Raw genomic sequence first — 20,939 nt, 5'->3', positions numbered from 1 at the left:
AAGCCAAGCCAAGCCAAGCCAAGCCAAGCCAAGCCAAGCCAAGCCAAGCCAAGCCAAGCCAAGCCAAGCCAAGCCAAGCCAAGCCAAGCCAAGCCAAGCCGGGGCGATTATCCAGGCCAGCGCATACAGCACACTTACCGCGAGAACCCCCATTGCCCGGCCTTCCAAGAGGCGAAGAACCAGAGGTGTTGGCCAAGACATGCCTCATTGCCACTATCAGGACCAGATAGACTAAAAGAGCTCCCAGTAATGTCAAATTCTCAGCGCGCTGTCGCAATAAAACCCATGGTAAAAAATATTCTGATCATTGGTGGAACCTCCGGCATCGGACTTGCACTTGCCACCCACTATTCCCAAGCAGGGCATAAAGTATGTGTCACGGGCCGCAAAGATCCCTATCTGGAAAACGTCCTATTTTTCCCTCTTTGTATTACCGCGTCATCCACCGATTTATCCCGAGACCTTGATTCCTTGGTAAAGGTATTTCCTGGGGTGCATACCTTAGTTTATTCTGCTGGGTTTCTGCAGCGCAGCACCATAGATGATCTGGATGACGACGCACTGCTGACCATGAGCTATATCGGTCTTGTTGCACCGATGCTGCTTGCGGCACGCCTAAAGCCGCTCGCCCCCACACCGCTAAAAATCATGCTGGTGACCTCTAGTTCACAGTACACGCCGCGGGCGCTTGAACCAGCTTATGCCGCAACTAAAGCAGGCCTTGGAATGCTTGGAGCTTCGCTTGCAAGGGATTCAGCCATTGGGAAAGTACTCGTTGTCGCTCCTGCCGGCACTCGTACGCCGTTCTGGGACAACACGCAGGAAGATACTTCTACCATGCTCGACCCTGACTGGGCCGCCCAACAGATTGTGGAACTGTCGGGAGGCGCATTCAAATACCGCTACGCCAAGCTGCAGCGCAATCCTGCCCGCGTTGAAGTGGTGGAAACACTGGACAATAAATTCAATTCCAGTGACTGAAAGGTCTGGTCCCGTTGCTCAGGCGGGAACATTCACGACTTGAGCCGCCTATTCTCCGTATCAAATCCATCTTAAGGACAAGTGGGCTTCCCCCGGTTTCCCGGACGATTTGCTTAGTCCATTCAGCGCTGGGTGCTGGAGTCCCATGGCAGTGTGCTTCGGCTTAAGCCTCATGGATTAGCTATGGAGTACAGCATCTGCAAGAAGACCAAACCATTGGACTGCTGCAGCGAATTCTTGGCAACAGAGCCAAGGCTTTTATAGACCGGCACTGCGGAAAGGGCCTGGCTGCCGCGATGTTTGCGCAGTTGCGACGACTGGAGCCAGGGCGTGAGGGGGTACTTTTCATCCGGGCCGACAACGAGGCATCGCTGCGCGCACACAGGCGCATGGGGATGCGGGAGGTGGCGCAGTTCAAACTCGATGGCGCCGATTTCGCTGTTTTCTCTTACATCGGCTAGTTTGGGCAGCGACGGCCGGTGGTGCCAAACTGCCATCCTGGCTAGCGGCCTGCGGCGGATAACAACCCTTTGAACGCTCTTGTTATCTGCATAATTTCAATATTTCAACTATCATTGAAATATGAATGAAGACCATGTCATCAAATCCCTGGCAGCGTTGGCCCACCAGGTGCGCTTGCGTGTCTTTCGTGCGCTCGTGGTGGCGGGGGCTGAAGGGCTCACCCCGTCCGTGTTGGCCGAGCAGTTGGAGGTGGCATCCACGGCCCTGTCCTTTCATCTCAAAGAACTGGTGAATGCGGGCTTGATCACGCAGGAGCGCGTGAGCCGCAACCTGGTCTACCGGGCGGACTTTGCGCGCATGGATGGTGTGCTTGGCTACCTGACCGAGAACTGCTGCGCGGGTGCGGGCTGCGGGCTGACCGAAGTGCTATGCTGCCCTGCCAGCGACAAAGGCTGCTGAGTATGACCACCCATGTACTGGTGCTGTGCACCCATAACTCTGCCCGCAGTGTGCTGGCCGAGGCCATGTTCAACCACTGGGCTAGCAAGCTGGGCGTGGATGCCAAGGCTTTCAGCGCGGGGGCAGCGCCAAGTGGCCGTGTTCACCCGCAGGCCATTGCCGTGCTGACGGCTGCCGGGGTGGATGTGTCCTACCTCTCCAGCAAGAATATGGACCTGTTTGCGCAGGCAGGTGCGCCAGAGATGCGTGCCGTCATCACCGTCTGCGACAGTGCGGCCGCTCAGCCCTGTCCTGTCTGGCCGGGTGCGCCTGTCCGTGCCCATTGGAGCTATCCAGACCCCTCAGCAGCGCCTGCCGACGAACAAGCCCAGCGTTTTGAGCTGACGCGCCAGGCCATTGCCTACCGCATGCTGCAGCTGCTGCAGCTGCTGCAGCTGCCGTTTGATGCGCTTGATAACCAGGCACTGCAGCAGCGGGTGCTGGGCGTGGGCGGGCTCTGAGATGCCAAAGGCAAAGCCCGCCATGGGATGGTTTGAGCGCTACCTCACGCTGTGGGTGCTGCTGTGCATCGTCGCTGGGATTGGCCTGGGCCATAGGTTGCCGGGGCTGACCCATGCGGTGGCTGCGATGGAGCTGGCCCAGGTGAACCTGCCGGTGGGCCTGCTGATCTGGGTGATGGTGATTCCCATGCTGCTCAAGATAGATTTCTCGGCCTTGTCGCAGCTGAAGTCCCATGCCCGGGGCATGGGGGTGACCTTGTTCATCAATTGGGCCGTCAAGCCGTTTTCGATGGCCTTGCTGGCCTGGCTGTTTTTACGCCATGTCTTCGCGCAGTGGCTTGACCCGGCGCAGCTCGATAGCTACGTGGCGGGCCTGATTTTGCTGGCAGCCGCACCGTGCACGGCCATGGTGTTTGTCTGGAGCCAGCTGTGCAAGGGCGATCCGTATTTCACGCTGTCGCAGGTGGCCTTGAATGACGCCATCATGCTGCTGGCCTTTGCGCCCATCGTGGCCTTGTTGCTGGGCGTGTCGTCCATCACCGTGCCTTGGGACACCTTGCTGGCCTCCGTGGTGCTCTACATCCTGGTGCCGGTGGCAATTGCCCAGCTGCTGCGCAAGTACCTGCTCAGCCGGGGCGACGATGCATTCGAGCGAGCGATGCGGGCCATGGGGCCGGTCTCCATCCTCGCCTTGCTCGCCACGCTGGTGCTGCTGTTCGCTTTCCAAGGCGCATCTATCCTGGCGCAACCCTTGGTGATTGCGCTGCTGGCGGTGCCCATCCTCGTTCAGGTCGTCCTCAATGCAGGGCTGGCATATTGGCTCAACAAAAAGCTGGGCGTGGCCCATTGCGTGGCTGGCCCTTCGGCCCTCATTGGTGCCAGCAACTTCTTTGAACTGGCTGTGGCCACGGCCATCAGCTTGTTTGGCCTGAATTCTGGTGCCGCGCTGGCCACGGTGGTGGGGGTGCTGATTGAAGTGCCCCTGATGCTGGCCGTGGTGGCTGTCGTCAACCGGTCCAAGCGTTGGTATGAAGCTGCATTGCCTGCGGCGCCTACCCAAGAACTCTGATGTCTTCTGAATCCCTCCCCAGCCACCTCGACGCCAGCAGCTTTCATGCGCCGGCACAGCAGGCACTGCGCCCTGCACAGGCATCGCGCCATGCGCCCCGCATCCTGATGCTTTATGGCTCCTTGCGTGAGCGCTCCTACAGCAAGCTCTTGACCCAAGAGTCCGCCAGACTGTTGGAGGGCATGGGGGCCGAAGTCCGTATCTACGATCCCGCAGGCTTGCCGCAGCCTGACACGGCGCCAGCGGAGCACCCCAAGGTGCAGGAGCTGCGTGCGCTGGTGAGGTGGTGCGAAGGCATGGTCTGGACTTCACCGGAGCGCCACGGCGCCATGAGCGGCATCATGAAAACCCAGGTGGATTGGATACCCTTGTCGGAAGGGGCGCTGCGCCCCACGCAGGGCAAGACGCTGGCCGTGATGCAGGTCTGTGGCGGCTCCCAGTCTTTCAACACCGTGAACCAGTTGCGCATTCTGGGGCGCTGGATGCGTTTGCTCACCATTCCCAACCAAAGCGCGGTGGCCAAGGCGTACCAGGAGTTTGAGGAAGACGGGCGCATGAAACCCTCTGCCTTTTACGACCGTGTGGTGGACGTGATGGAGGAGCTGCTGAAGTTCACCCTGCTGACCCGAGACATCGCCCCGTACTTGGTGGACCGCTACAGCGAGCGCAAAGAGGAGCGGGCCAAGATGCATGCCCAGACCTTGGCAAAGATGTAAAGCGCGCAATGGCCGCTCCTGGTCGGCAGCCAGGCATCGCTCTGCATCCCCTCAGGCCCGGGCGGCTTTCTTGCCCACCTTGTCTGTCAAGCCCGGTATTGGCGGCTGGAGACGCTGATGGCGTTGCCATCGGGGTCTTTGGTGTTGGCAAAGGCATAGCCATTGGCCCGGTGCACCGGGCCGACCTCGAGCCCCGCCGTGGCGGCGTTTGAAACGAACTCATCGACGTCGGGCACGCTGAATGAGAGCTTGAGCACGGCGGAGCCAAACTTGAGGCTTTTTGCGGCCTGGTGGACCAGGATCTCTGCGCCCCCGTTGGCGGGCTTGAGCTCGATCAGCCCATCCACCACCGCATAGTTGCTGGCATAGCCGAAGTGCGCCACATAAAACCGCGCAGTGCGCTGCATGTCTTTGGCATAGATGATCAAGGTGGTCAGGGCAATGGTCATGGCGCGCCATTATGGCCGCTGCGGCGGTCGCCTGCTGGCATCACGATGCAGCAGGGCGCATGGGGGTTCTGGCGCCTGCATGCCGGATCGATGGGCCCGGTTATTTGCGCAAACTGTTGCTGAAATGTCACTAAATAGTATTGAGTATGAGACTGATTCTCATTTGAATAAGTATCATTGATCCCGCCTTCCACAGGGCCACTGTTGGCTTTGGCAGTGCCAGTGCTGCAAGGCTTGGGCGGGGATGTCTGGCGCTGGGCTGCGATGCCATTGCGTCAGAACCCCATCAGGCATGGGTTGCGCTGGGTGTTCTGGAGCCGTTGATCGCTTGCTTTGTGCGTGCAGCGCGCCCTGACCAGCGCTGTCTTGGCAAGCGGCTGCTTTTTCATCTGACGAGAATATTTCTTTCATGTCTTCATTCACTTTCAAGCCCCGCCGCACCGTGCTGGCACATGCGGCTGTCTGCCTGGGTCTGGCCTTGCACATGCAGGCCTCCATGGCGCAAACCGCCAACTTCGACATTCCCGCGCAACCCCTGGCCAGCGCGCTGGAGCAGTTTGCCCGCCAAGCGAACCTGAAGCTTGCCGCCGCCCCCGCAGGGGCCCAAGGCCGCCAGGCGCCAGCGCTGCACGGTGCGCAGGATGTGGCGCAGGCTTTGAAGGCCTTGCTGCAGGGTTCGGGCTTGCAGGGGCGGGTGGATGCGGGCGTGCTGAGCGTGCAGCCGGCAACGTCCTCTGCCGCGAGTGATGAAGTGACCTTGTCGGAGGTGACGATCCGCTCCAACCAGCTCGGCGAGATCACCGAAGGCTCGGGCTCTTACACGCCCGGAGCCATTGCGACGGCGACACGGCTGGTGCTCACGCCGCGCGAGACGCCGCAGTCCGTCAGCGTGGTCACCCGCCAGGTGATGGATGATTTCCAGCTCCACTCCATCGACGATGTCATCAACCACACGCCAGGCGTGAGCATCGTGACCTATGACAGCGAGCGCACCGAGTATTACGCACGCGGTTTTGCGATCCAGAACTTCCAGTACGACGGTATTCCGATGACGCGCAACTCGGCTTACTCTGCTGGCAACACGCTGACCGATATGTCGATCTATGACCGGGTGGAAGTGCTCAAGGGCGCCACCGGCCTGCTCACCGGCAGTGGTGACCCGGGCGCCACCATCAACCTGGTGCGCAAAAAACCCACCAAGGAGTTCAGCGGCCATGCAACGCTGAGCGCCGGCAGCTACCAAAACTACCGCGGTGAGCTGGACGTCAGCGGCGCGCTCAATGAAAGCGGCAGCATCCGCGCGCGCGGTGTGGCGACCTACCAGGACAAGCATTCGCAGCTGGACCGCTACGAGCGCAAGACGGGCGTGCTGTACGGCATCGTCGAGGTGGACCTGACGCCGCAAACCCTGCTGACCGTGGGCGCCGACCGCCAGGACAACAAGCCCACGGCATCGACCTGGGGCGGTATCCCCTTGCTCGATGCCAAGGGCAATTTCAACGCCATGCCGCGCTCGTTCAACAACGGGGCGGACTGGAGCCATTGGGACCAGTACACGCGCACCACCTTCGCCACCCTGGAGCACAACTTTGCCAGTGGCTGGGTCACCAAGCTGCAGCTCAACCACCAGATCAACGGCTACAACGCCAACCTGGGCGCTGCTGCGGGTGGCAACCCCGATCCGGTGACCGGCGCTGGGGTGAGCATGTGGCGGGGCCAGTACATTGGCCGCACCACCAGCGATGCGGCCGACCTGTACGCCAGTGGCCCGTTCTCGCTGCTGGGGCGCCAGCATGAGCTGGTGGTGGGCGGCAGCCTGGCCAAAAGCCGTTGGAAAAACGATGGCTACTTCAACGACAACAGCGGTTTTGACGGCTCGGTGGGCAATTACTACCAGTGGAATGGCAAGGTGCCGGCCCCGGTATGGAACAGCAAGCCCGACTACACCGATGATGAAACCACGCATGAGAGCGGCATCTACACGACGGCCCGCTGGAACCTGCGCGATGACCTCAAGCTCATCACGGGCGGGCGCCTTTCCAATTACAAAAACCGGGTGCAGGACCAGAAAGAAAAGAATGTCTTCACACCCTATCTGGGCGCGGTCTATGACCTGAACCAGAACTACTCGGTCTATGCCAGCTACAGCGGCATCTTCAAACCCCAGTCTTACCAGACGGAGCTAGGCCAAACCCTGGACCCCTTGGAGGGCAAGAACTATGAGCTGGGGGCCAAGGCCTCGTTCCTGGGTGGCCGCCTCAACGCCAGCGCTGCCGTCTTCCAGACGCAGCAGAACAACTTCGCCATCGAAAGCGGCGGCATCACCCCCAGCGGCAATCCTGCCTACCGGGCGATCCAAGGCGTGAAGACCAAGGGCTGGGAGGCCGAGGTGTCTGGCCAGATCACGCCGGCATGGCAGATCCAGGCCGGCTACTCGCACAACATTGCGCGCAAGGATGGCGAGCGTGTCTCCACCCTCACGCCGTCGAACCAGTTCAATCTGTACACCAGCTACAAGCTGGCTGGTAGCCTGAGCGGTTTGACCTTGGGCGGCGGCGCCCGCTGGCAGGACAAGACCTGGGGCACCATCAATGTGCCGACCGGTGGCAAGGCCGTCCATACCGTGCAGGACTACTGGGTATGGGATGCCATGGCCCGTTACGACTTCAACAAGCAGCTGTCGGCCTCGCTCAGCGTGAAGAACCTGTTCGACAAGAAGTACTACACCATCTTCAGCTGGTACAGCACCTACACCTGGGGTGAGCCACGCACGGTGAATGTGAGCTTGAACTACAAGTTCTAAGCGGTTCCAAGCGCTGCGAAGCAGCGTTGACGCTGCGGCTATGACGGTATGCACCACGGGTCTGCAAGGGCCGGTGGTGCATTTTTCGCGGGCCCGGGCGATCCGCTGCCTTGTCTTCCTCGGCAACAGCTGCAGCTATGCCTTCAAAACACGCGGTGCGGCGCATCCCGATCTGCGTCCATTCCCTTGGGCGAGGGTGTTGCAGAGCCTCCGCTGCAGAGAAAGTCGATAAAGGCGCGTGTCTTGTGCGGCAGGTGGCTGCTGTTGGGAAAGACCACGCTGATCGACTGGCGTGGCAGCCTGTAGCCAGGCAGCACCTGCTGCAGCGCACCGCTCTCCAGGTCTTGCTCGATCAGCCAGGCCGGCAGCACCGCGATGCCCATCGAGGACAGCGCCATGAGGCGGATAGCGGCGGAGGTGTTGGACTGGTGGGCGGCCACGCCCCTGATCTCGGTTTCCGTGCCCTGGTGGTCGCGCAGAATCCAGTGCGTTGGGCTGCTGAGGTTGCTGTTGGCAACCCAGGGAATGCTGGCCAGATCAGCGGGCACCTGCACGGGATGTTTGTTGAGCAATGCCGGCGAGGCCACCAGCAGGATGTCGTACTCATCCAGTTTGCGGCTTTTGAAGGCCGAATCGGCCAGGCTGCCCAGCCGCACCACCAGATCGAGCTTTTCAGCAATCAGATCGCTGAGCGAGGAGTTGGTGTCATAGCGGATGGAGACTTCCGGGTATTGCTGCACGAACTGTGCAATCAGCGGAAGGATGTAGCGCTCGCCATACTCGCCCGTTGTGCTCATGCGCAGCGTGCCGGAAATCTGCTCGCGCCGGTGCATGGCCGCCTCAAACTTGTTTTCCAGCTGGCCGACCAGCGCCTTGAATTCGTCATAGAACTCCTGGCCCGCTTCGGTCAGCGAGATGCGGCGTGTGCTGCGCACTAGTAGCGTGACCGCCAGTGCTTGCTCCAAGGCCTTGACATGCAAGCTGGCCATGGCCTTGCTGATGGATAGATAGTCGGCTGCCTTGGTGTAGGAGCCCAGCTCCACAACTGCCAAAAAGGTCTGCACGCGATGGAGTTGTGTGGCGAGGGCGACGCGGTTCATTGTTCAATCTGACCAAACAAAGATTCAAGCATAGCGGTATCGACGGGCCGCGCAGCGATGCCTACCATCCTGGGCCAAAGGGATCAAAGATGACGTACCGCTACCGCATTGCCACCGTGTTTTTAATGGGCTTTTTTATCGACTGCATCAACATCTTCATGCCCGCAGTGGCGTTGCCGCGCATGGCCGCTGAGTTCCAGATCGACAGCGCCACCAGCGCCTGGGTGGCCAACGCCTACATCCTGGGGCTGAGCTTGAGCATTCCACTCAGCCCCTGGCTGGCTGGCCGCTGGGGCGCCCGCAGCTTGCTGACGGCATCCATGCTCGCCTTTGCGGGGGCGGTCTGGGCATGCGGCGAGGCCAGCACTTTTGGCCAGTTGGTGGGCTGGCGCTTTGTGCAAGGCATGGCCGGCGGGCTGCTCATTCCGGTGGGGCAGGCGATGAGCTTCAATCTGTTCCAAGGCCCGCAGCGCGCCCGCATCTCGACCTGGGTCATGGCGATGGCGCTGCTGGCACCGGCGCTGTCTCCCACCCTGGGCGGATGGATCGTGGACCAGGCCTCCTGGCGCTGGGTCTTTCACGCCAACATTCCGCTGGCCCTGGCTGCCGCCGCGTTGTCATGGCTATGGGTGCGCAAGCAGCCGTTGCAGGCGCAGGCACGGCCAGATTTTCAAGGCCTGCTGCTGATCAGCGCAGCGCTGACCTGTGCCTTGCTGGGCATGTCCATGTATGGGGCCGGCCAAGCGGGGGTGGCGGCAGGGGGCTGTCTGGGCGGTGCCGTGCTATTGGCCCGCTTCTATGCCAGGCATTCCCGCAGGGTGGGCCATGCCATCGTGGATTTGCGCTTGCTGAAAAGCCCCCGGCTCGCCCTGTCGATCTGGGTGTACTACGCCATCCCCGGCATTTTTACGGGGGTGAACCTGCTCAATATCTTCTATCTGCAAGACACCCTGCACATGTCGGCCGAGCAAACGGGCATGTTCATGGTGGTGTATGCCGCAGGTGCCTTGGTCGCCATGCTCGTGTGCGGGCGGATGTACAACCGCGCAGGAGCCCGGGTGCTGTTCATGCTCGCCATGCTGCTGCACAGCCTGGGGATTGCAACGCTGGCGGCCGTGGATTCCACGCAGGACCGGCCGATCCTCATCCTTGCATACGCACTGATGGGCATTGGAGGCGGGCTGGGTGCCAACACCGCCCAGACGACGGCGCTGATGGATTTTGACGGCGCTCAGACGCACCAGGCCAGCGTGCTGTGGAATATCAACCGCCAAATGGCCTTCAGCGTGGGCGCTGCGCTGTTGCCCATGCTCTTGCATGTGTTCCTCCAGCGCTACTCGGCGCCAGAGGCCTACCACCTCACATTTGCGATGGCCGCCTTGCTGGGGATGGTCCCCCTGCTTCAACTACGCCGTTTGCGTACAGAAAGAACCCACCATGACTAACGCCTCTATCCGCGCCGCCGAGCGCAGCATCCATGTGGTGCACGCACTGATTCAAACCATTTTTGCCGACGCGCGGACCCCGGCGCTGGCCGCCATAGACCAGCTGATGCCAGCCTTTGCGGAAGACTTCAGCATGGTCACCACCGCTGGAGCCGTGGTTCGGCTGCCGCAGGTGGCCGCAATGTTCCACCAGGCGGCGACCGGGCGGCCCGGACTGCGCATTGAGGTCAGCGATGTGGAGCCCGTCTGGCAGGCGGGCACCAGCGTCGCGCTGCGCTACCAGGAAACCCACCATCTGAACGGCACATCCAGCGCGCGCTGGGCCACGGCCATCCTCGACTGCGCCGATGCCTTGGTGCGCTGGCGATACCTGCATGAGACGGCATTGAACCCATGATGCAAGGCAGCCTGGGATTGGCCCTGGGGACGCGGTAAGGCCAGGGCCGCTGGGCCTGAAGCGCCAGAAATTGCAGCGCAAGATCTGCAGATATGCCGAGGCGGAGGTCAGCGACACTGCTTTTTTCCATCCCAGCAGCCCCATCGCCATGCAGCCAGTCACCCCATCGTCTCCCCGCTTTGTGCGCCTGTCTCTTGCCAATCTGGCAGCCCAGTCTGCCGAGCAGCTGAGTCTGGCCACCGTGCCGCTGGTGGCGGTGTTGGTGCTGGGCAGCAGCGTTGGTGACATTGGTCTGCTGACGGCGATGGGCACGCTGCCCTTCCTGCTGCTCTCGCTGCCACTGGGCTCACTCGCCGATCGCATGCCACGCCAGCAACTGATGCTCTGGGGGGAGCTGCTGCGGCTCATCGCACTGCTGCTGATGCTGGCGGCTTTGCACAGCGCGCAGCTGCAGGTGGGCTGGCTGGCGGTGCTCAGTTTTGTGGGGGCCATCGGCACCGTGGCTTTCAGCGTGGCAACCCCAGGGCTGGTGTCCGAGCTGGTGCCGCGCTCCGCACTGGCGCAAGCCAATGCCCGGCTGGAAGTGGCCCGCAGCATGGCCTTTGCCAGCGGCCCTGCCGTGGCCGGCAGCCTGGTCGCATGGGCGGGTGGTTTGCCCACGATAGCGCTGGCCGTGGCACTGTCGGGCCTGGCCGTTTTCGCGCTTTTTGGGCTGCGACCTGCAGCAACAGTCGCGCCACAACACCTACCAGAGCGCAACCGGCCAAAGCGCCATCTGTTGGCTGAGGTGGTGGAAGGTGTGCGCTTTGTCCGCCAGCACGCCTTGCTGATGCCGCTGCTGGTGACCGGCGCCGTGTTCAACCTGGCCTGGTTCACGCTGCAGACCGCCTTTGTGCCCTATGCCATCCACCACCTGGGCATGGGTGCCGATGCCGTGGGCCTGACCATGGCCTGCTATGGCGCGGGCATGCTGGCCGGCGCACTGGCCAGCCCCCGCTTGATCGCGGCCCTGCCTTTTGGCCGGGCCGTGCAACTGGGCCCCGTGGCGGGGTTGGCCGCTGCGGCATGCCTGGCCGCCACCTTGGTATGGCCTAGCGCCGCCCTTGCTGCGCTGTGTTTTTTCCTGCTGGGTTCTGGCCCCATGGTCTGGTCCATCAGCACCACCACCTTGCGCCAGCATGTCACCCCCCATGCCATGCTGGGCCGCGTCTCCTCCGTCTTCCTGACCGTCAACGCAGGCGCCCGGCCCATTGGCGCGGCTCTGGGCGGCTGGGTGGGAATGGGCTGGGGAGAGGGCACTTGCCTGCTGGTGGCGCTGGCGGGCTTTGCGGTGCAGGTGGTGGTGATTGTGAGCTCGCCTTTTTCGGGGTTACGGCGGTTGCCGCAGGAGCGGACTCACGTCGGTTAAGCCTTTTGAAGGCTATTGGTTACGTCCCAAGCCTTCAATGCAAGGTTAAGCCGCCTTTACGCGGCCCAGCTGAAATCGGTGGGCTGTGTCAAACTTCTGATGCACCAAACTACAAGGAGTGGGAACATGTCAAAGCTAACATCCGAACAGCTAGTTTTTCTGAAATCACAGAGTATTTCTCTTTCTCTTGCGGTCGATGCAGGCCATCTCTCCAAGGCTGCTCGTGAAGCACTCATGAAAGAGAGTGGTCATAAGTTCTACTATGGCGGAGCTCCCTGTAAAGCCGCTGGGCACACCCTGCGTAGCAAAGCAGGTCATTGCATCCAATGTGATACCTCGAAAATTGCTTATCAGCTACGGAGTTCCGCCGCCGGCTATGTATATCTTGCCCACTCCGAACGAAATGGATTTATCAAGATTGGTTTCAGCGAAGTCGAGCCTTACAACCGCGTCACTTGGCTTCAAACCAGTGCATACGGCGATGTAAATGACTGGGAGATCAAGCGAAGCATCAGAATTCAGAAAGATGCAGGCAAATGTGAATTTGAGATCCATAGCGCGCTCGAAAAATGGCGCAGGCCTATCGTGTATCAGAAGAATGGTCAGGCCATCGAATGCAGAGAGATATTTGCCTGTTCGCTGGCGGAGGCAGAAAAGCACTTTCTCGCCATCACTCGTGCCTACTAATAGTATGGTTTTCGTCTCTGTTTAGCTCCCCGTTGGCGTCAAGCCTTCAGGCGGTGTGTAAGCTGTTGCATTCCATGGGCTGCACCCAGTCCATGAAATCTGCCGGTGATAACTGCACCGAAAATCTGTCCGTCACTAGAAATCCTGACTTTGAATCAGCAGGCTGTCATACCAGTCCGAGACATCTCGTAGCTGGTGCGTGATCAGGTAATACTTCTAAGCACCTCAGCATCGTTCGCTCAGAACTGAACGAGGACGCTACTGGCAGAAGAAAAGAGAAGTGGGTTCTCTTTTTGGAATCGTTCTGGTACGCAGGAGAATTATTTGTAAAACTAACGCTCGCGAGTTCACGCGGAAAGAGCATGACCGCACAACCTCTGACTGTAAACATTGCGGTGGAACTGAACAATGTTTTGATGAAGCTTCAGTTGTTGAAGTCCACACCCCAGGCATATTAATAGAGTAAGCAAACACTTGCTTCTTTATCAGGGGCGGGCTTATCAGTGCTATATGGCTTCAGGCAGTTGTGAATTCAACTGACCCCCAACTCCCCCTCACCGAAAATCCCGGCTCCGAATCCGCAAGCTCTCAAACCAATCCGACACATCCCGCAGCTGGTGCGCGATCAGGTTGCCCACCTCGCCGCTGCGCTGCCAGCGGCCTTGTACGGCCAGAAACTGGGCGTGCAGCAGGGCATCGCGCTGGGCGCTGCGCAGGTGAGGCCAGCAGATGACTTGCAGGTTGCCGGTTTCGTCCTCCAAGGTGATAAAGACGACGCCTTTGGCGGTGGGTGGTTGCTGGCGCAGGGTGACGATGCCGCAGGCGCGCACCCAGCTGCCGTCGCGGGCCTCGCGCAGTTCTGCTTGGGTTTGGAAGCGGTGGTGTTGCAGGCGTTCGCGCAGCAGGGCCATGGGGTGGCGGCGCAGGCTCAGGCCCAGCGCGCCATAGTCCCAGTGGATGTCTTCTTGCTCGCTGGCGGCGGGCAGTTGCAGCTCGTCCTCGTCGATGGGGGCGGCGCGTAGCAAGGGGCTGTGGTGCAGGGGGGCCGAGGCCTGCCAGAGCTGGTGGCGGCGGTGGCCTTCAAGGCTGGCCAGCGCGTCGGCGGCGGCCAGGTATTTCATCGCGGGGGCGTCCAGTTGGGCGCGGCGCGCCAGGTCTTGGGCGCTGACAAAAGGAGCGGTTTCGCGGGCCTGCAGTAGGCGCTCGCCTTGCCCCTGCTGAAGCTGCTTGACCAGGCGTAGGCCCAGGCGCACGGCGGGGTGGGGGCCGCTGGCGGCTTCTGTTGTGCAGTCCATGTCGCTGTGCATCACATCAACGGGCAGCACTTGCACGCCATGGCGTTTGGCATCTTGCACCAGCTGGCTGTTGCTGTAAAAACCCAGCGGCTGGCTGTTGACCATGGCCACCAAGAATTCGGCCGGGTAGTGGCATTTGATCCAGGCGCTGAAGTACACCAGGATGGCAAAACTGGCGGCATGGCTCTCAGGAAAGCCATATTCCGAAAAGCCCTGGATTTGCTGAAAAATAGATTCGGCAAACGCGCGCGAGTAGCCATTGCCGGTCATGCCGTTGATGATCTTGTCGTAGTGCTTGTGCAGGTTGCCGGTGCGGCGCCAGGCGGCCATGGAGCGGCGCAATTGGTCGGCCTCACCGGGGCTGAAACCGGCCGCGTCAATGGCGATCTGCATCACCTGTTCTTGGAAGATGGGCACGCCCAGGGTGCGCTCCAAGGCGGGGCGTAGCAGCGCGCTTTCGTAATGGACTTCTTCCAGCCCCTGGCGGCGGCGCAGATAGGGGTGGACCATGCCGCCCTGGATGGGACCGGGCCGCACCAGGGCGACTTCGATCACCAGGTCGTAGAACGTTCGCGGGCGCAGGCGCGGCAGCATGCTCATCTGGGCGCGGCTCTCGATCTGGAAGACGCCGATGGTGTCAGCCGCGCAGATCATGTCGTAAGTGGGTTTGTCGTCGTGCGGGATATCGCCCAGCGCAAAGCTGCGGCCCTGGCGTGCGCCCACCAGGTGCAGCATTTTTTGCAGCGCGGTGAGCATGCCCAGCGCCAGCACATCGACCTTGAGCAGGCCAACAGCATCGAGGTCGTCCTTGTCCCACTGGATGACGGTGCGGTTCTCCATGCTGGCGCGCTCGATCGGCACAATGCGCGAGAGCGGGCCACGCGTGAGCACAAAGCCGCCCACATGCTGGGACAGGTGGCGGGGAAAATCACGCAGGGTTTCGACCAGCTCCTGCAGCTGGCGCACGGCCAGGTCGCCCGCCTGCAGGCCACACTGGGCCAGGGCTTCGGTGCGCAGCAGCACGTCGTCCCAGCGCGAATGGTCGCGTGCCAGCTGATCGATGCTGGGCGGCGCAAAGCCCAGGGCCTTGGCCACATCGCGGATCGCGGATTTGCGCCGGTAGCGGATGACCACGGCGGTGAGGCCTGCGCGGTGCAGGCCGTATTTCTTGTACAGGTACTGGATGACTTCTTCGCGCCGGGCATGCTCAAAGTCGACATCGATATCGGGCGGCTCGTTGCGCTCTTTGCTGATAAAGCGCTCGAACAGCACCCGGGTTTTGTCCGGGTCGACCTCGGTGATGCCCAGGCAAAAGCAGACGGCCGAGTTGGCGGCCGAGCCCCGGCCCTGGCAGAGGATGTCCTTGCTGCGGGCAAAGCGCACGATGTCGTAGACGGTCAAAAAGTAGTGCTCGTACTGCAGCTCGGAGATAAGGGCCAGCTCTTTTTCCAGGGTGGCCTGCACGGGCGCTGGTGTGCCTTGCGGCCAGCGGCGGGCCGCCCCTTCGTAGCTGAGCTGGCGCAGATAGGCCGCTGGTGTGAGCTGGGGCGGCACCACCTCGTCGGGGTACTGGTAGCGCAGCTCGGTCAGCGAGAACTGGCAACGCGCTGCGATGCCCAGGCTGGCATCGAGCAGGTCGGGCGGGTACATCTGCGCCAGCCGCAGCCGGCTGCGCAGGTGCAGCTCGGCATTGGGCTGCAGCGCGTAGCCGCATTCGGTCAGCGGGCTGCGCAGGCGGATGGCGGTGAGCACATCCTGCACGGGCTTGCGCGAGCGCACATGCATGTGCACATTGCCCGCTGCCACCAGCGGTGCGCCGCTGCTGCGGCCGGCCGCGCGCATCTGCGCCAGCCAGGCCTCGTCGCCCAGGCTGCGGTCCAGTTGCACGGCCAGCCAGCAGTGGCCGGCAAAGTGCTGCTGCAGCCAGTGGGCCTGGGCCTGGATGTGTGCGGGGCTGGCCTGACGGCTGGGAGCCAGCAGCAGCAGGCAGTCTTGCAGCGCACGGGGCTGAACGGCCGCTTGCGCCAGCGCATAGCTGCCCTTGGGCGACTTGCGCCGCAGCTGGGTGATAAGCGCGCAGAGGTTGCCATAGCCATGCAGGTTGCAGGCCAGCGCCACCAGGGTGAAGGCGGGCGCGGCCGCATCGCTGGGCTGCACCTCAAACTGCGCGCCCACGATCAGCGGCAACCCGCAGTCACGTGCGGCGACATGGGCGCGCACAATGCCGGCGAGCGAGCATTCATCGGTCAAGGCCAGCGCGCGGTAGCCCTGGGCCTGGGCGCGCTCGACCAGCTCATGCGGGTGGCTGGCGCCGCGCAGAAAGCTGAAATTGCTCAGGCACCACAGCTCGGCGTAGTCGGGGATAGAGAGGGGAGGGCGCGTGGTCATGGCTTGACGAGGATGCAGCGCTGCTCAGGCAAAGCGGCCGTGCAGAAACCAGGCGCTGCTGTTGGCCGACAGCCGGGTATGAAAAATCCACAGCAGGCCGGCATGCGGGCTGTGCGCCACCCAGTAATCACGCAGCGCGGTGTGGGCGGTTTGGGAGATGGGGGCCGGGCCGGGTGGGTTTTCGTTGTGATCGCTGGCGGGAGTCGCTTCGTCGATGCGGGTGTCTGGTGCCGGCTCGGTCACCGGCAAAAAGCCTGGGCTGCGGTGCCACCAGCCGCCTTCAATGCGCTGCGGGCCCAGCAGCAGCTGCAAGGGCCCGTGGTAGAGCGGCTGGCTCTGGGGGTCTTGCAGCAGTTGCAGGGGTGTGGGCAGCAGAAAGCTGGGTTGCGGAAGAGGTGGCAGTGAAGAAGGCGGGGCGGCCTTGGCCTTGCTGGCCGGCTGCGCGGGCAGCCACTGCACCTGCCATTCGGGGCGGTGGTCGGGCCGCAGCAGCGGGCGCTGCACCAGGTCGGCCCCCAGGCGGGCGGTGATGCGTTCTAGCACCTGCTCCAGGCTTTCGCTATCGGCGGTTTTGTCGGGCAGCAGGCTGGCGCTGCGCTCTTGCAGCGCTTCGGGGGCATCGGCATGCAGGCGCAGCTCGCCAACAGGGGCTTGCAGCTGCACATGGGCCAGGTGCTCTTGCAGCAGGCGGCAGAGGTGCTGCAGATCGCGGGTGGTGCTGGCGGTGTGCACCGTCAACTCGCCGCCATCGCCTACATGGCGGGAGCGCATTGCATCGTGGCACCAGCCCAGCCGAAAGCTGCGCACGCCCGCGCGCTGCGCCGCCAGCCAGCCGCACAGCTGCAGCAACAAGTGGCGCGCGCCGTGCATCAGCGCATCGGCTTGGTCGACGCGCATGGGCAGCTCCAGCCGGGCATCAAAGCGGGCGGGCAGGTGGATCCAGGGGTAGCGGTCGGGCAGCAGGCCATGGGCCTGGTCCAGCGCGCTGAGGATGCCGGTATCCATGCGCCGGGCCAGTGCGCCCCGGGGCAGCGCATGGACGGCGCCCAGGCTTTGGCAGCCCAGCTGGCTCAGCAGCTCGGCATGGCGGGCTACCGCATCGATCGCATGCAAGGGCAAGGGCGCCAGCACCTGGGCCAGCGGCTGGCCCATGCCGTGGCGGATGCCGCAGCGCGCTAGCGCAATGGCGGCCAGGCTGGTAGGGGCCCAGCTGATGGCCTGCACGCCCAGCTGCCGGCTCTCGCGCAGCAGGCGCCGGGCCAGTTGCTGGCGCCCGCCAAACAGGCGCTCGCTGGCGGATAGCTCCAGCACCAGCGCATCGCCAAACACACTGTCCGAGGGCACGCAGGCCAGGCGCGGCGTGAACTGCTGCGCCCACAGCGCCAGGCCCGGCACATTGGCCGATGGCATGGGGCTGGCGGCCTCAGTGCTGCAAGCTGGCGGGGCGTGCGCGCTGGCGGCTGGGCGGGGAAGGTGGGGCAGCAGAGCGGCCCAGATCGGTGTCATGGTCTGGCAAGTGGATGGCGGAGGTGGTTGCGGAGATGGGGAGGGCGATGGGCGAGAGCGGCGCGTTGCCGGGCAGCAGGCGGGCGGGCAGCACCGCTTGCAGGCTGGGCGGTATGGCGGGCAGCTCCAGCAGGCCGCTGTGCGCCGGGCCCCGGCGTTTGAGCAGCTCCAGCTGCAGCGACCAGGGCTGGCTGCTGCGCACCAAAAGCCGCAGCGGTGCGGCCGACGCCTGGTGGCGGCTGCTCTCGGGCCGAAAAATAAAGACCAGGCCTTCAAACTGCTGGGCGCTGATCTGCAGGCGGCGTATCTGCTCGGGCTGCACCTGGGGCAGCCAGGCCAGCACGGCCGCTGCGGCATTGGCCTTGAGCAGCTGCTCCAGCGCCCAGAGCTGGTCTTGCGGGCGGCTGCTGTGGATCCACACCAGCTGCGCCGGCGCCAGGCCGCATTGGGCCAGCCCGCTGGCATGGGGCGGCAGCGGCGGGCCCAGCGCGATGACGGGTTTGTGCGGCTGGCATTGCTGGCGCAAGGCCATGCCGGTCAAACGCCATTCCAAGGTACCGGCCTGGGGCTGCAGCACTTCGGTCAGGCACTGGCTGGGCCAGCCCTTGCCAGGCAGCTGGGCATCGAGCGCATCCCAGCCGGTGGGGATGCCGGCCATCGGCGCGCGCACCAGGTGGTCACCGCGCCAGAGCTGGGCGGTGACCGTGGGCGGCAGGGACAGGGCATCGAGTTTATGCATGGCAAATAACTGTATATATGTACAGTATAAGAGTTTGCGCCTGCGCTATGTGTAACAGCGGCAGGGCCCGCACGGGGCGAGCGGGCCCCTCCGTGCGTGTCTGCCTTTGAAAACAAGCCACTGCAGCTTTTTTTTGATGCTGACAGCCAGCCCGGGTAAGATCGCGGTACATGCAAATACCCGAACCCCACGACTCTGCTGACCGCCCCGCGCCACCGTCTTCTGCCGCCTCTGCGCGGCGTTCGGCCGTGGTAGATGGCGTGGCGGTGGACGGCCTGACGCCGGTGCCCCACTTGGAGCGCAAGGCCGGGGCGTTGCTGCTGTTTACCTTGCTGCTGATCCTGGGCTCGGCCTTTTATCTGATGTATGCGCGCGGCGTGTTTGAGCCCAAGCAGTCGCTGATTCTGACGGCCGATGACTCCGAGGGCGTGTCCATCGGCCTGGACATGACCTTCTCCGGCTTTGCGATCGGCAAGGTCAGCAAGATTGAGCTGGCCCCCGATGGCACGGTGCGCATCCATGTGAACGTGCCCGAAAAAGATGCGCACTGGCTGCGCAGCAGCAGCGTGTTCACCCTGGTCAAGGGCCTGGTGGGCGGCACGACAATCAAGGCCTACTCGGGCATCTTGAGTGACCCGCAGCTCGAAAATGGCGCTGTGCGCGCGGTGCTGTCGGGCGATGCCACGGCCGAGCTGCCGCAACTGATGAGCAATGCCCGCCAGCTGCTGGAGAACCTGAACATGATGACCTCGGCCGGCTCGGCGCTGGGCAACACCTTGGAGCAGCTGCGCGACCTGAGCACCAAGCTCAACGGCCCCAGCGGCGCGCTGGGCGTGGTGATGGGTGGTGACGCCGAGGCCCGCAAGATATCGCAGACCCTGGACCGCACCAACCAGCTGCTGGCGCGCCTGGATGGCCTGGCCAAGAATGCCGACAAACAGGTGTTTGGTGCCGATGGCGTGATGCCCGAGGTGCGGGCCACGGTGCAGCAGCTCAATGCCGTGCTGGGTGATGTGCGCGGCAGCCTGAAAAAGGTGGATGCCGTACTGGTGGAGGCCCAGGCCGTGGGCGCCAATGCCAAGGACGCCACGAACCAGCTGGGCGATTTGCGTGCCGATGTGGAGGCCAATCTGCGCAAGGTAGAAGGCATGCTGACCGAGCTGAACCGCAAATGGCCGTTTGCCAAAAAGGATGCCGAGGTGCGACTGCCATGACCGCCTCTATTGCCATCACCACCCGCTGGGCCGCAGCGCTGCTGGTCGCCACTGTACTGGGCGGCTGCGCCAGCGGCAAAAAGGCGCCCGACTGGGCCATCAACGAACAAGGCGCTGCCGAGCGTGCCACCGATGCCTACCTGTCCGGCAACAGCCGGGTGGCGGATGCCGAATGGCGGCGTGCGCGCGATGAGGTCAGCCGCACGGCACGGCCTGATTTGCTGGCCCGGCTGGAGCTGGCGCGCTGCGCCGCGCAGGTGGCGGCGCTCGATGCTGCGCCTTGCCTTGGTTTTGATGCGGTGGCGCAGGATGCTGCGGCCGATGAACAGGCCTATGCCCGCTATCTGCGTGGGCAACTGGCGGCGGGCGATGTGGCCCTGCTGCCCAAGGCCCAGCAAGCGGTGACGCCCCTGGCGCCCGAGCAGGCGGCCGCTGCGCTGGCTGCGATAGAAGATCCGCTCTCGCGCCTGGTTGCGGCCGGGGTGCTGGCGGTGCGCGGGCCGGTGCCCATGGCCGTGGTCACGCAGGCGGTGGATACCGCCTCTGCCCAGGGCTGGCGCCGGGCGGTGATGGCCTGGTTGATCAACCAGCAGCGCTTGGCCCGGGCGCTGGGTGATACGGGGCTGGCCGACCAGGTGCAACGCCGGTTGGACCTGTTGCAGGCCACGCAGAAATAAACCCGCTGCCGCTGCAAGAGCGGCGTTGACCTCCCGCTACGCAGATTCACTGGCCGGTCGTCGTATCGGGCGCCGGCTCTGGCTGCGTGCCCGGGTAGGGGTGCTCGGGGTTGCCGGGGTAAGGGTGCACCGGCTCGCTCGGGTAGGGGTGCTGCGGGTTGCCGGGGTAGGGGTGCAGGGGGCTGGGCTCATAGGGTGCCGGCTGCGGCTGGCCTGGAATGGGAGGCTGCGGCGAATGGCTGGGTTCATAGGGCTGGGGCATGGTCGTTCTCCTGCTGCGGCATGGGCCGCGCCTGCAAAAGCCCAGTGTGGCAAGCGATGACACAGCCGTGTGTAGGCCTCGGTAGCGCGCGGGGGTACGTGCATCGCCGTTACGCCATGTGTGAAGCGGAACAAGGTACAGCAAAGCATTTCTCCCACATGGTGGGCTTGTCGGCAGCGCTACGCTGAAAGCTCCAACCCGTTTCAGGAGGATGCCATGCACACGATGCAGTCCATGCCGATGGCGTTTGCGTTGCCCCAGGCGCAAAAACCCGTACCCACCACCCCCAAAAAGCCGCAGCCCGGCGGCGGCGGGCCGCCTGCTGATGGCGATCCCTCGCAGTAAAGCCCAGACCTACACACCCCATCCATTCGCACCAGCC

Annotated in this window: 20 protein-coding genes; 13 read left to right on the top strand and 7 right to left on the bottom strand. The window is 63.2% G+C overall.

All coding sequences use genetic code 11. The features are described from left to right. The coding region (locus M2375_RS20050) for an SDR family oxidoreductase (protein WP_259169859.1) at nt 1–981 on the top strand (981 nt) is incomplete at its 5' end. Between the two features lie 170 nt (nt 982–1,151). On the opposite strand, the gene M2375_RS20045 is transcribed toward M2375_RS20050, so the two are convergent. Next, on the bottom strand, nt 1,152–1,478 hold the full coding sequence (locus M2375_RS20045; protein WP_259169858.1) for a hypothetical protein: 327 nt from the start codon (nt 1,476–1,478) through the stop codon (nt 1,152–1,154). An 85-nt stretch (nt 1,479–1,563) separates the two neighbouring features. Between M2375_RS20045 and M2375_RS20040 the strand changes: the two genes are divergently transcribed. Genes M2375_RS20040 through arsH form a run of 4 tightly spaced genes read left to right on the top strand, consistent with a single transcriptional unit; the run spans nt 1,564 to nt 4,187 of the window. Beyond that, a complete protein-coding gene (locus tag M2375_RS20040; protein ID WP_259169857.1) occupies nt 1,564–1,902 on the top strand; it encodes a helix-turn-helix transcriptional regulator in 339 nt (112 codons plus the stop codon). A gap of 2 nt (nt 1,903–1,904) precedes the next feature. Continuing rightward, nucleotides 1,905–2,402, top strand: coding sequence for an arsenate reductase ArsC (locus tag M2375_RS20035; RefSeq protein ID WP_259169855.1), 498 nt, complete (start codon nt 1,905–1,907; stop codon nt 2,400–2,402). A gap of 22 nt (nt 2,403–2,424) precedes the next feature. Further along, nucleotides 2,425–3,471, top strand: a complete 1,047-nt coding sequence (gene arsB / locus M2375_RS20030; RefSeq protein ID WP_259169854.1) for an ACR3 family arsenite efflux transporter — start codon at nt 2,425–2,427, stop codon at nt 3,469–3,471. After that, nucleotides 3,471–4,187, top strand: coding sequence for an arsenical resistance protein ArsH (gene arsH, locus M2375_RS20025; RefSeq protein ID WP_259169853.1), 717 nt, complete (start codon nt 3,471–3,473; stop codon nt 4,185–4,187). The genes arsB and arsH overlap by 1 nt, the downstream gene beginning before the upstream one ends. A gap of 86 nt (nt 4,188–4,273) precedes the next feature. Here the strand turns inward: arsH and M2375_RS20020 are convergent, their stop codons facing one another. Further along, nucleotides 4,274–4,636, bottom strand: coding sequence for a VOC family protein (locus M2375_RS20020; protein ID WP_259169852.1), 363 nt, complete (start codon nt 4,634–4,636; stop codon nt 4,274–4,276). Between the two features lie 409 nt (nt 4,637–5,045). Here M2375_RS20020 and M2375_RS20015 point away from each other — a divergent pair, with 409 nt between their 5' ends. Continuing rightward, nucleotides 5,046–7,439 (top strand): TonB-dependent siderophore receptor, encoded by a 2,394-nt coding sequence (locus M2375_RS20015; RefSeq protein WP_259169851.1) that lies wholly within the window; start codon nt 5,046–5,048, stop codon nt 7,437–7,439. A 143-nt stretch (nt 7,440–7,582) separates the two neighbouring features. On the opposite strand, the gene M2375_RS20010 is transcribed toward M2375_RS20015, so the two are convergent. Next, nucleotides 7,583–8,539: a LysR family transcriptional regulator gene (locus M2375_RS20010; protein WP_259169848.1), complete on the bottom strand. Its 957-nt coding sequence runs from the start codon at nt 8,537–8,539 to the stop codon at nt 7,583–7,585. A gap of 89 nt (nt 8,540–8,628) precedes the next feature. Between M2375_RS20010 and M2375_RS20005 the strand changes: the two genes are divergently transcribed. From M2375_RS20005 to M2375_RS19990, 4 genes are all read left to right on the top strand, one after another. Further along, nucleotides 8,629–9,984 carry an MFS transporter gene (locus M2375_RS20005; protein ID WP_259169847.1) on the top strand — a complete coding sequence of 452 codons (1,356 nt, stop codon included), beginning with the start codon at nt 8,629–8,631 and terminating at the stop codon, nt 9,982–9,984. Beyond that, the gene (locus M2375_RS20000; protein ID WP_259169846.1) at nt 9,977–10,381 is read left to right on the top strand and encodes a DUF4440 domain-containing protein; all 405 of its coding nucleotides are present in this window, start codon (nt 9,977–9,979) and stop codon (nt 10,379–10,381) included. The genes M2375_RS20005 and M2375_RS20000 overlap by 8 nt, the downstream gene beginning before the upstream one ends. A 148-nt stretch (nt 10,382–10,529) precedes the next feature. Beyond that, on the top strand, nt 10,530–11,789 hold the full coding sequence (locus M2375_RS19995; RefSeq protein WP_259169844.1) for an MFS transporter: 1,260 nt from the start codon (nt 10,530–10,532) through the stop codon (nt 11,787–11,789). A 126-nt stretch (nt 11,790–11,915) separates the two neighbouring features. After that, on the top strand, nt 11,916–12,476 hold the full coding sequence (locus M2375_RS19990; RefSeq protein ID WP_259169841.1) for a GIY-YIG nuclease family protein: 561 nt from the start codon (nt 11,916–11,918) through the stop codon (nt 12,474–12,476). Nucleotides 12,477–13,030: 554 nt separating this feature from the next. Here M2375_RS19990 and M2375_RS19985 read toward each other — a convergent pair. From M2375_RS19985 to imuA, 3 genes are read right to left on the bottom strand one after another with little or no spacing between them, the layout of a single operon-like run. Continuing rightward, nucleotides 13,031–16,159 (bottom strand): error-prone DNA polymerase, encoded by a 3,129-nt coding sequence (locus M2375_RS19985; protein ID WP_259169839.1) that lies wholly within the window; start codon nt 16,157–16,159, stop codon nt 13,031–13,033. 24 nt (nt 16,160–16,183) lie between these two features. Then, nucleotides 16,184–17,665, bottom strand: coding sequence for a DNA polymerase Y family protein (locus M2375_RS19980; RefSeq protein ID WP_259169837.1), 1,482 nt, complete (start codon nt 17,663–17,665; stop codon nt 16,184–16,186). Further along, a complete protein-coding gene (gene imuA / locus M2375_RS19975; RefSeq protein ID WP_259169835.1) occupies nt 17,583–18,404 on the bottom strand; it encodes a translesion DNA synthesis-associated protein ImuA in 822 nt (273 codons plus the stop codon). The genes M2375_RS19980 and imuA overlap by 83 nt, the downstream gene beginning before the upstream one ends. Before the next feature lie 170 nt (nt 18,405–18,574). Here imuA and M2375_RS19970 point away from each other — a divergent pair, with 170 nt between their 5' ends. Next, complete coding sequence (locus M2375_RS19970; protein ID WP_259169831.1) at nt 18,575–19,618, top strand: MlaD family protein; 1,044 nt, start codon at nt 18,575–18,577, stop codon at nt 19,616–19,618. Further along, complete coding sequence (locus tag M2375_RS19965; RefSeq protein WP_259169830.1) at nt 19,615–20,295, top strand: hypothetical protein; 681 nt, start codon at nt 19,615–19,617, stop codon at nt 20,293–20,295. Before M2375_RS19970 ends, M2375_RS19965 begins: the two co-directional genes overlap by 4 nt. Before the next feature lie 46 nt (nt 20,296–20,341). Here the strand turns inward: M2375_RS19965 and M2375_RS19960 are convergent, their stop codons facing one another. After that, nucleotides 20,342–20,557 carry a hypothetical protein gene (locus M2375_RS19960; protein WP_259169829.1) on the bottom strand — a complete coding sequence of 72 codons (216 nt, stop codon included), beginning with the start codon at nt 20,555–20,557 and terminating at the stop codon, nt 20,342–20,344. Between the two features lie 216 nt (nt 20,558–20,773). On the opposite strand from M2375_RS19960, the gene M2375_RS19955 reads away from it, so the two are divergent. After that, entirely contained in the window at nt 20,774–20,902 is a 129-nt protein-coding gene (locus M2375_RS19955) for a hypothetical protein (protein ID WP_259169828.1), read from the top strand. Nucleotides 20,903–20,939 lie beyond the last annotated feature (37 nt).

The sequence above is a fragment of the Comamonas sp. BIGb0152 genome (genome assembly GCF_024809975.1).
In the GTDB taxonomy this organism is placed as follows: Bacteria; Pseudomonadota; Gammaproteobacteria; order Burkholderiales; family Burkholderiaceae_C; genus Comamonas.
The sequence above is the reverse complement of the archived record's forward strand: the minus strand, read 5'-3'. Positions and strand labels throughout refer to the sequence as shown.

What these genes read in the sequence shown, in the direction of transcription:
- arsB (WP_259169854.1), top strand. Translation starts at nt 2,425, where the DNA reads ATGGGATGGTTTGAGCGCTACCTCACGCTGTGGGTGCTGCTGTGCATC.
- M2375_RS19985 (WP_259169839.1), bottom strand. Translation starts at nt 16,159, where the DNA reads ATGACCACGCGCCCTCCCCTCTCTATCCCCGACTACGCCGAGCTGTGG.
- M2375_RS20000 (WP_259169846.1), top strand. Translation starts at nt 9,977, where the DNA reads ATGACTAACGCCTCTATCCGCGCCGCCGAGCGCAGCATCCATGTGGTG.
- M2375_RS19965 (WP_259169830.1), top strand. Translation starts at nt 19,615, where the DNA reads ATGACCGCCTCTATTGCCATCACCACCCGCTGGGCCGCAGCGCTGCTG.
- M2375_RS19995 (WP_259169844.1), top strand. Translation starts at nt 10,530, where the DNA reads ATGCAGCCAGTCACCCCATCGTCTCCCCGCTTTGTGCGCCTGTCTCTT.
- M2375_RS19960 (WP_259169829.1), bottom strand. Translation starts at nt 20,557, where the DNA reads ATGCCCCAGCCCTATGAACCCAGCCATTCGCCGCAGCCTCCCATTCCA.
- M2375_RS20005 (WP_259169847.1), top strand. Translation starts at nt 8,629, where the DNA reads ATGACGTACCGCTACCGCATTGCCACCGTGTTTTTAATGGGCTTTTTT.
- arsH (WP_259169853.1), top strand. Translation starts at nt 3,471, where the DNA reads ATGTCTTCTGAATCCCTCCCCAGCCACCTCGACGCCAGCAGCTTTCAT.
- M2375_RS19990 (WP_259169841.1), top strand. Translation starts at nt 11,916, where the DNA reads ATGTCAAAGCTAACATCCGAACAGCTAGTTTTTCTGAAATCACAGAGT.
- M2375_RS20035 (WP_259169855.1), top strand. Translation starts at nt 1,905, where the DNA reads ATGACCACCCATGTACTGGTGCTGTGCACCCATAACTCTGCCCGCAGT.
- M2375_RS20015 (WP_259169851.1), top strand. Translation starts at nt 5,046, where the DNA reads ATGTCTTCATTCACTTTCAAGCCCCGCCGCACCGTGCTGGCACATGCG.
- M2375_RS20040 (WP_259169857.1), top strand. Translation starts at nt 1,564, where the DNA reads ATGAATGAAGACCATGTCATCAAATCCCTGGCAGCGTTGGCCCACCAG.
- M2375_RS20010 (WP_259169848.1), bottom strand. Translation starts at nt 8,539, where the DNA reads ATGAACCGCGTCGCCCTCGCCACACAACTCCATCGCGTGCAGACCTTT.
- imuA (WP_259169835.1), bottom strand. Translation starts at nt 18,404, where the DNA reads ATGCATAAACTCGATGCCCTGTCCCTGCCGCCCACGGTCACCGCCCAG.
- M2375_RS19980 (WP_259169837.1), bottom strand. Translation starts at nt 17,665, where the DNA reads ATGACACCGATCTGGGCCGCTCTGCTGCCCCACCTTCCCCGCCCAGCC.
- M2375_RS19970 (WP_259169831.1), top strand. Translation starts at nt 18,575, where the DNA reads ATGCAAATACCCGAACCCCACGACTCTGCTGACCGCCCCGCGCCACCG.
- M2375_RS19955 (WP_259169828.1), top strand. Translation starts at nt 20,774, where the DNA reads ATGCACACGATGCAGTCCATGCCGATGGCGTTTGCGTTGCCCCAGGCG.
- M2375_RS20020 (WP_259169852.1), bottom strand. Translation starts at nt 4,636, where the DNA reads ATGACCATTGCCCTGACCACCTTGATCATCTATGCCAAAGACATGCAG.
- M2375_RS20045 (WP_259169858.1), bottom strand. Translation starts at nt 1,478, where the DNA reads ATGGCAGTTTGGCACCACCGGCCGTCGCTGCCCAAACTAGCCGATGTA.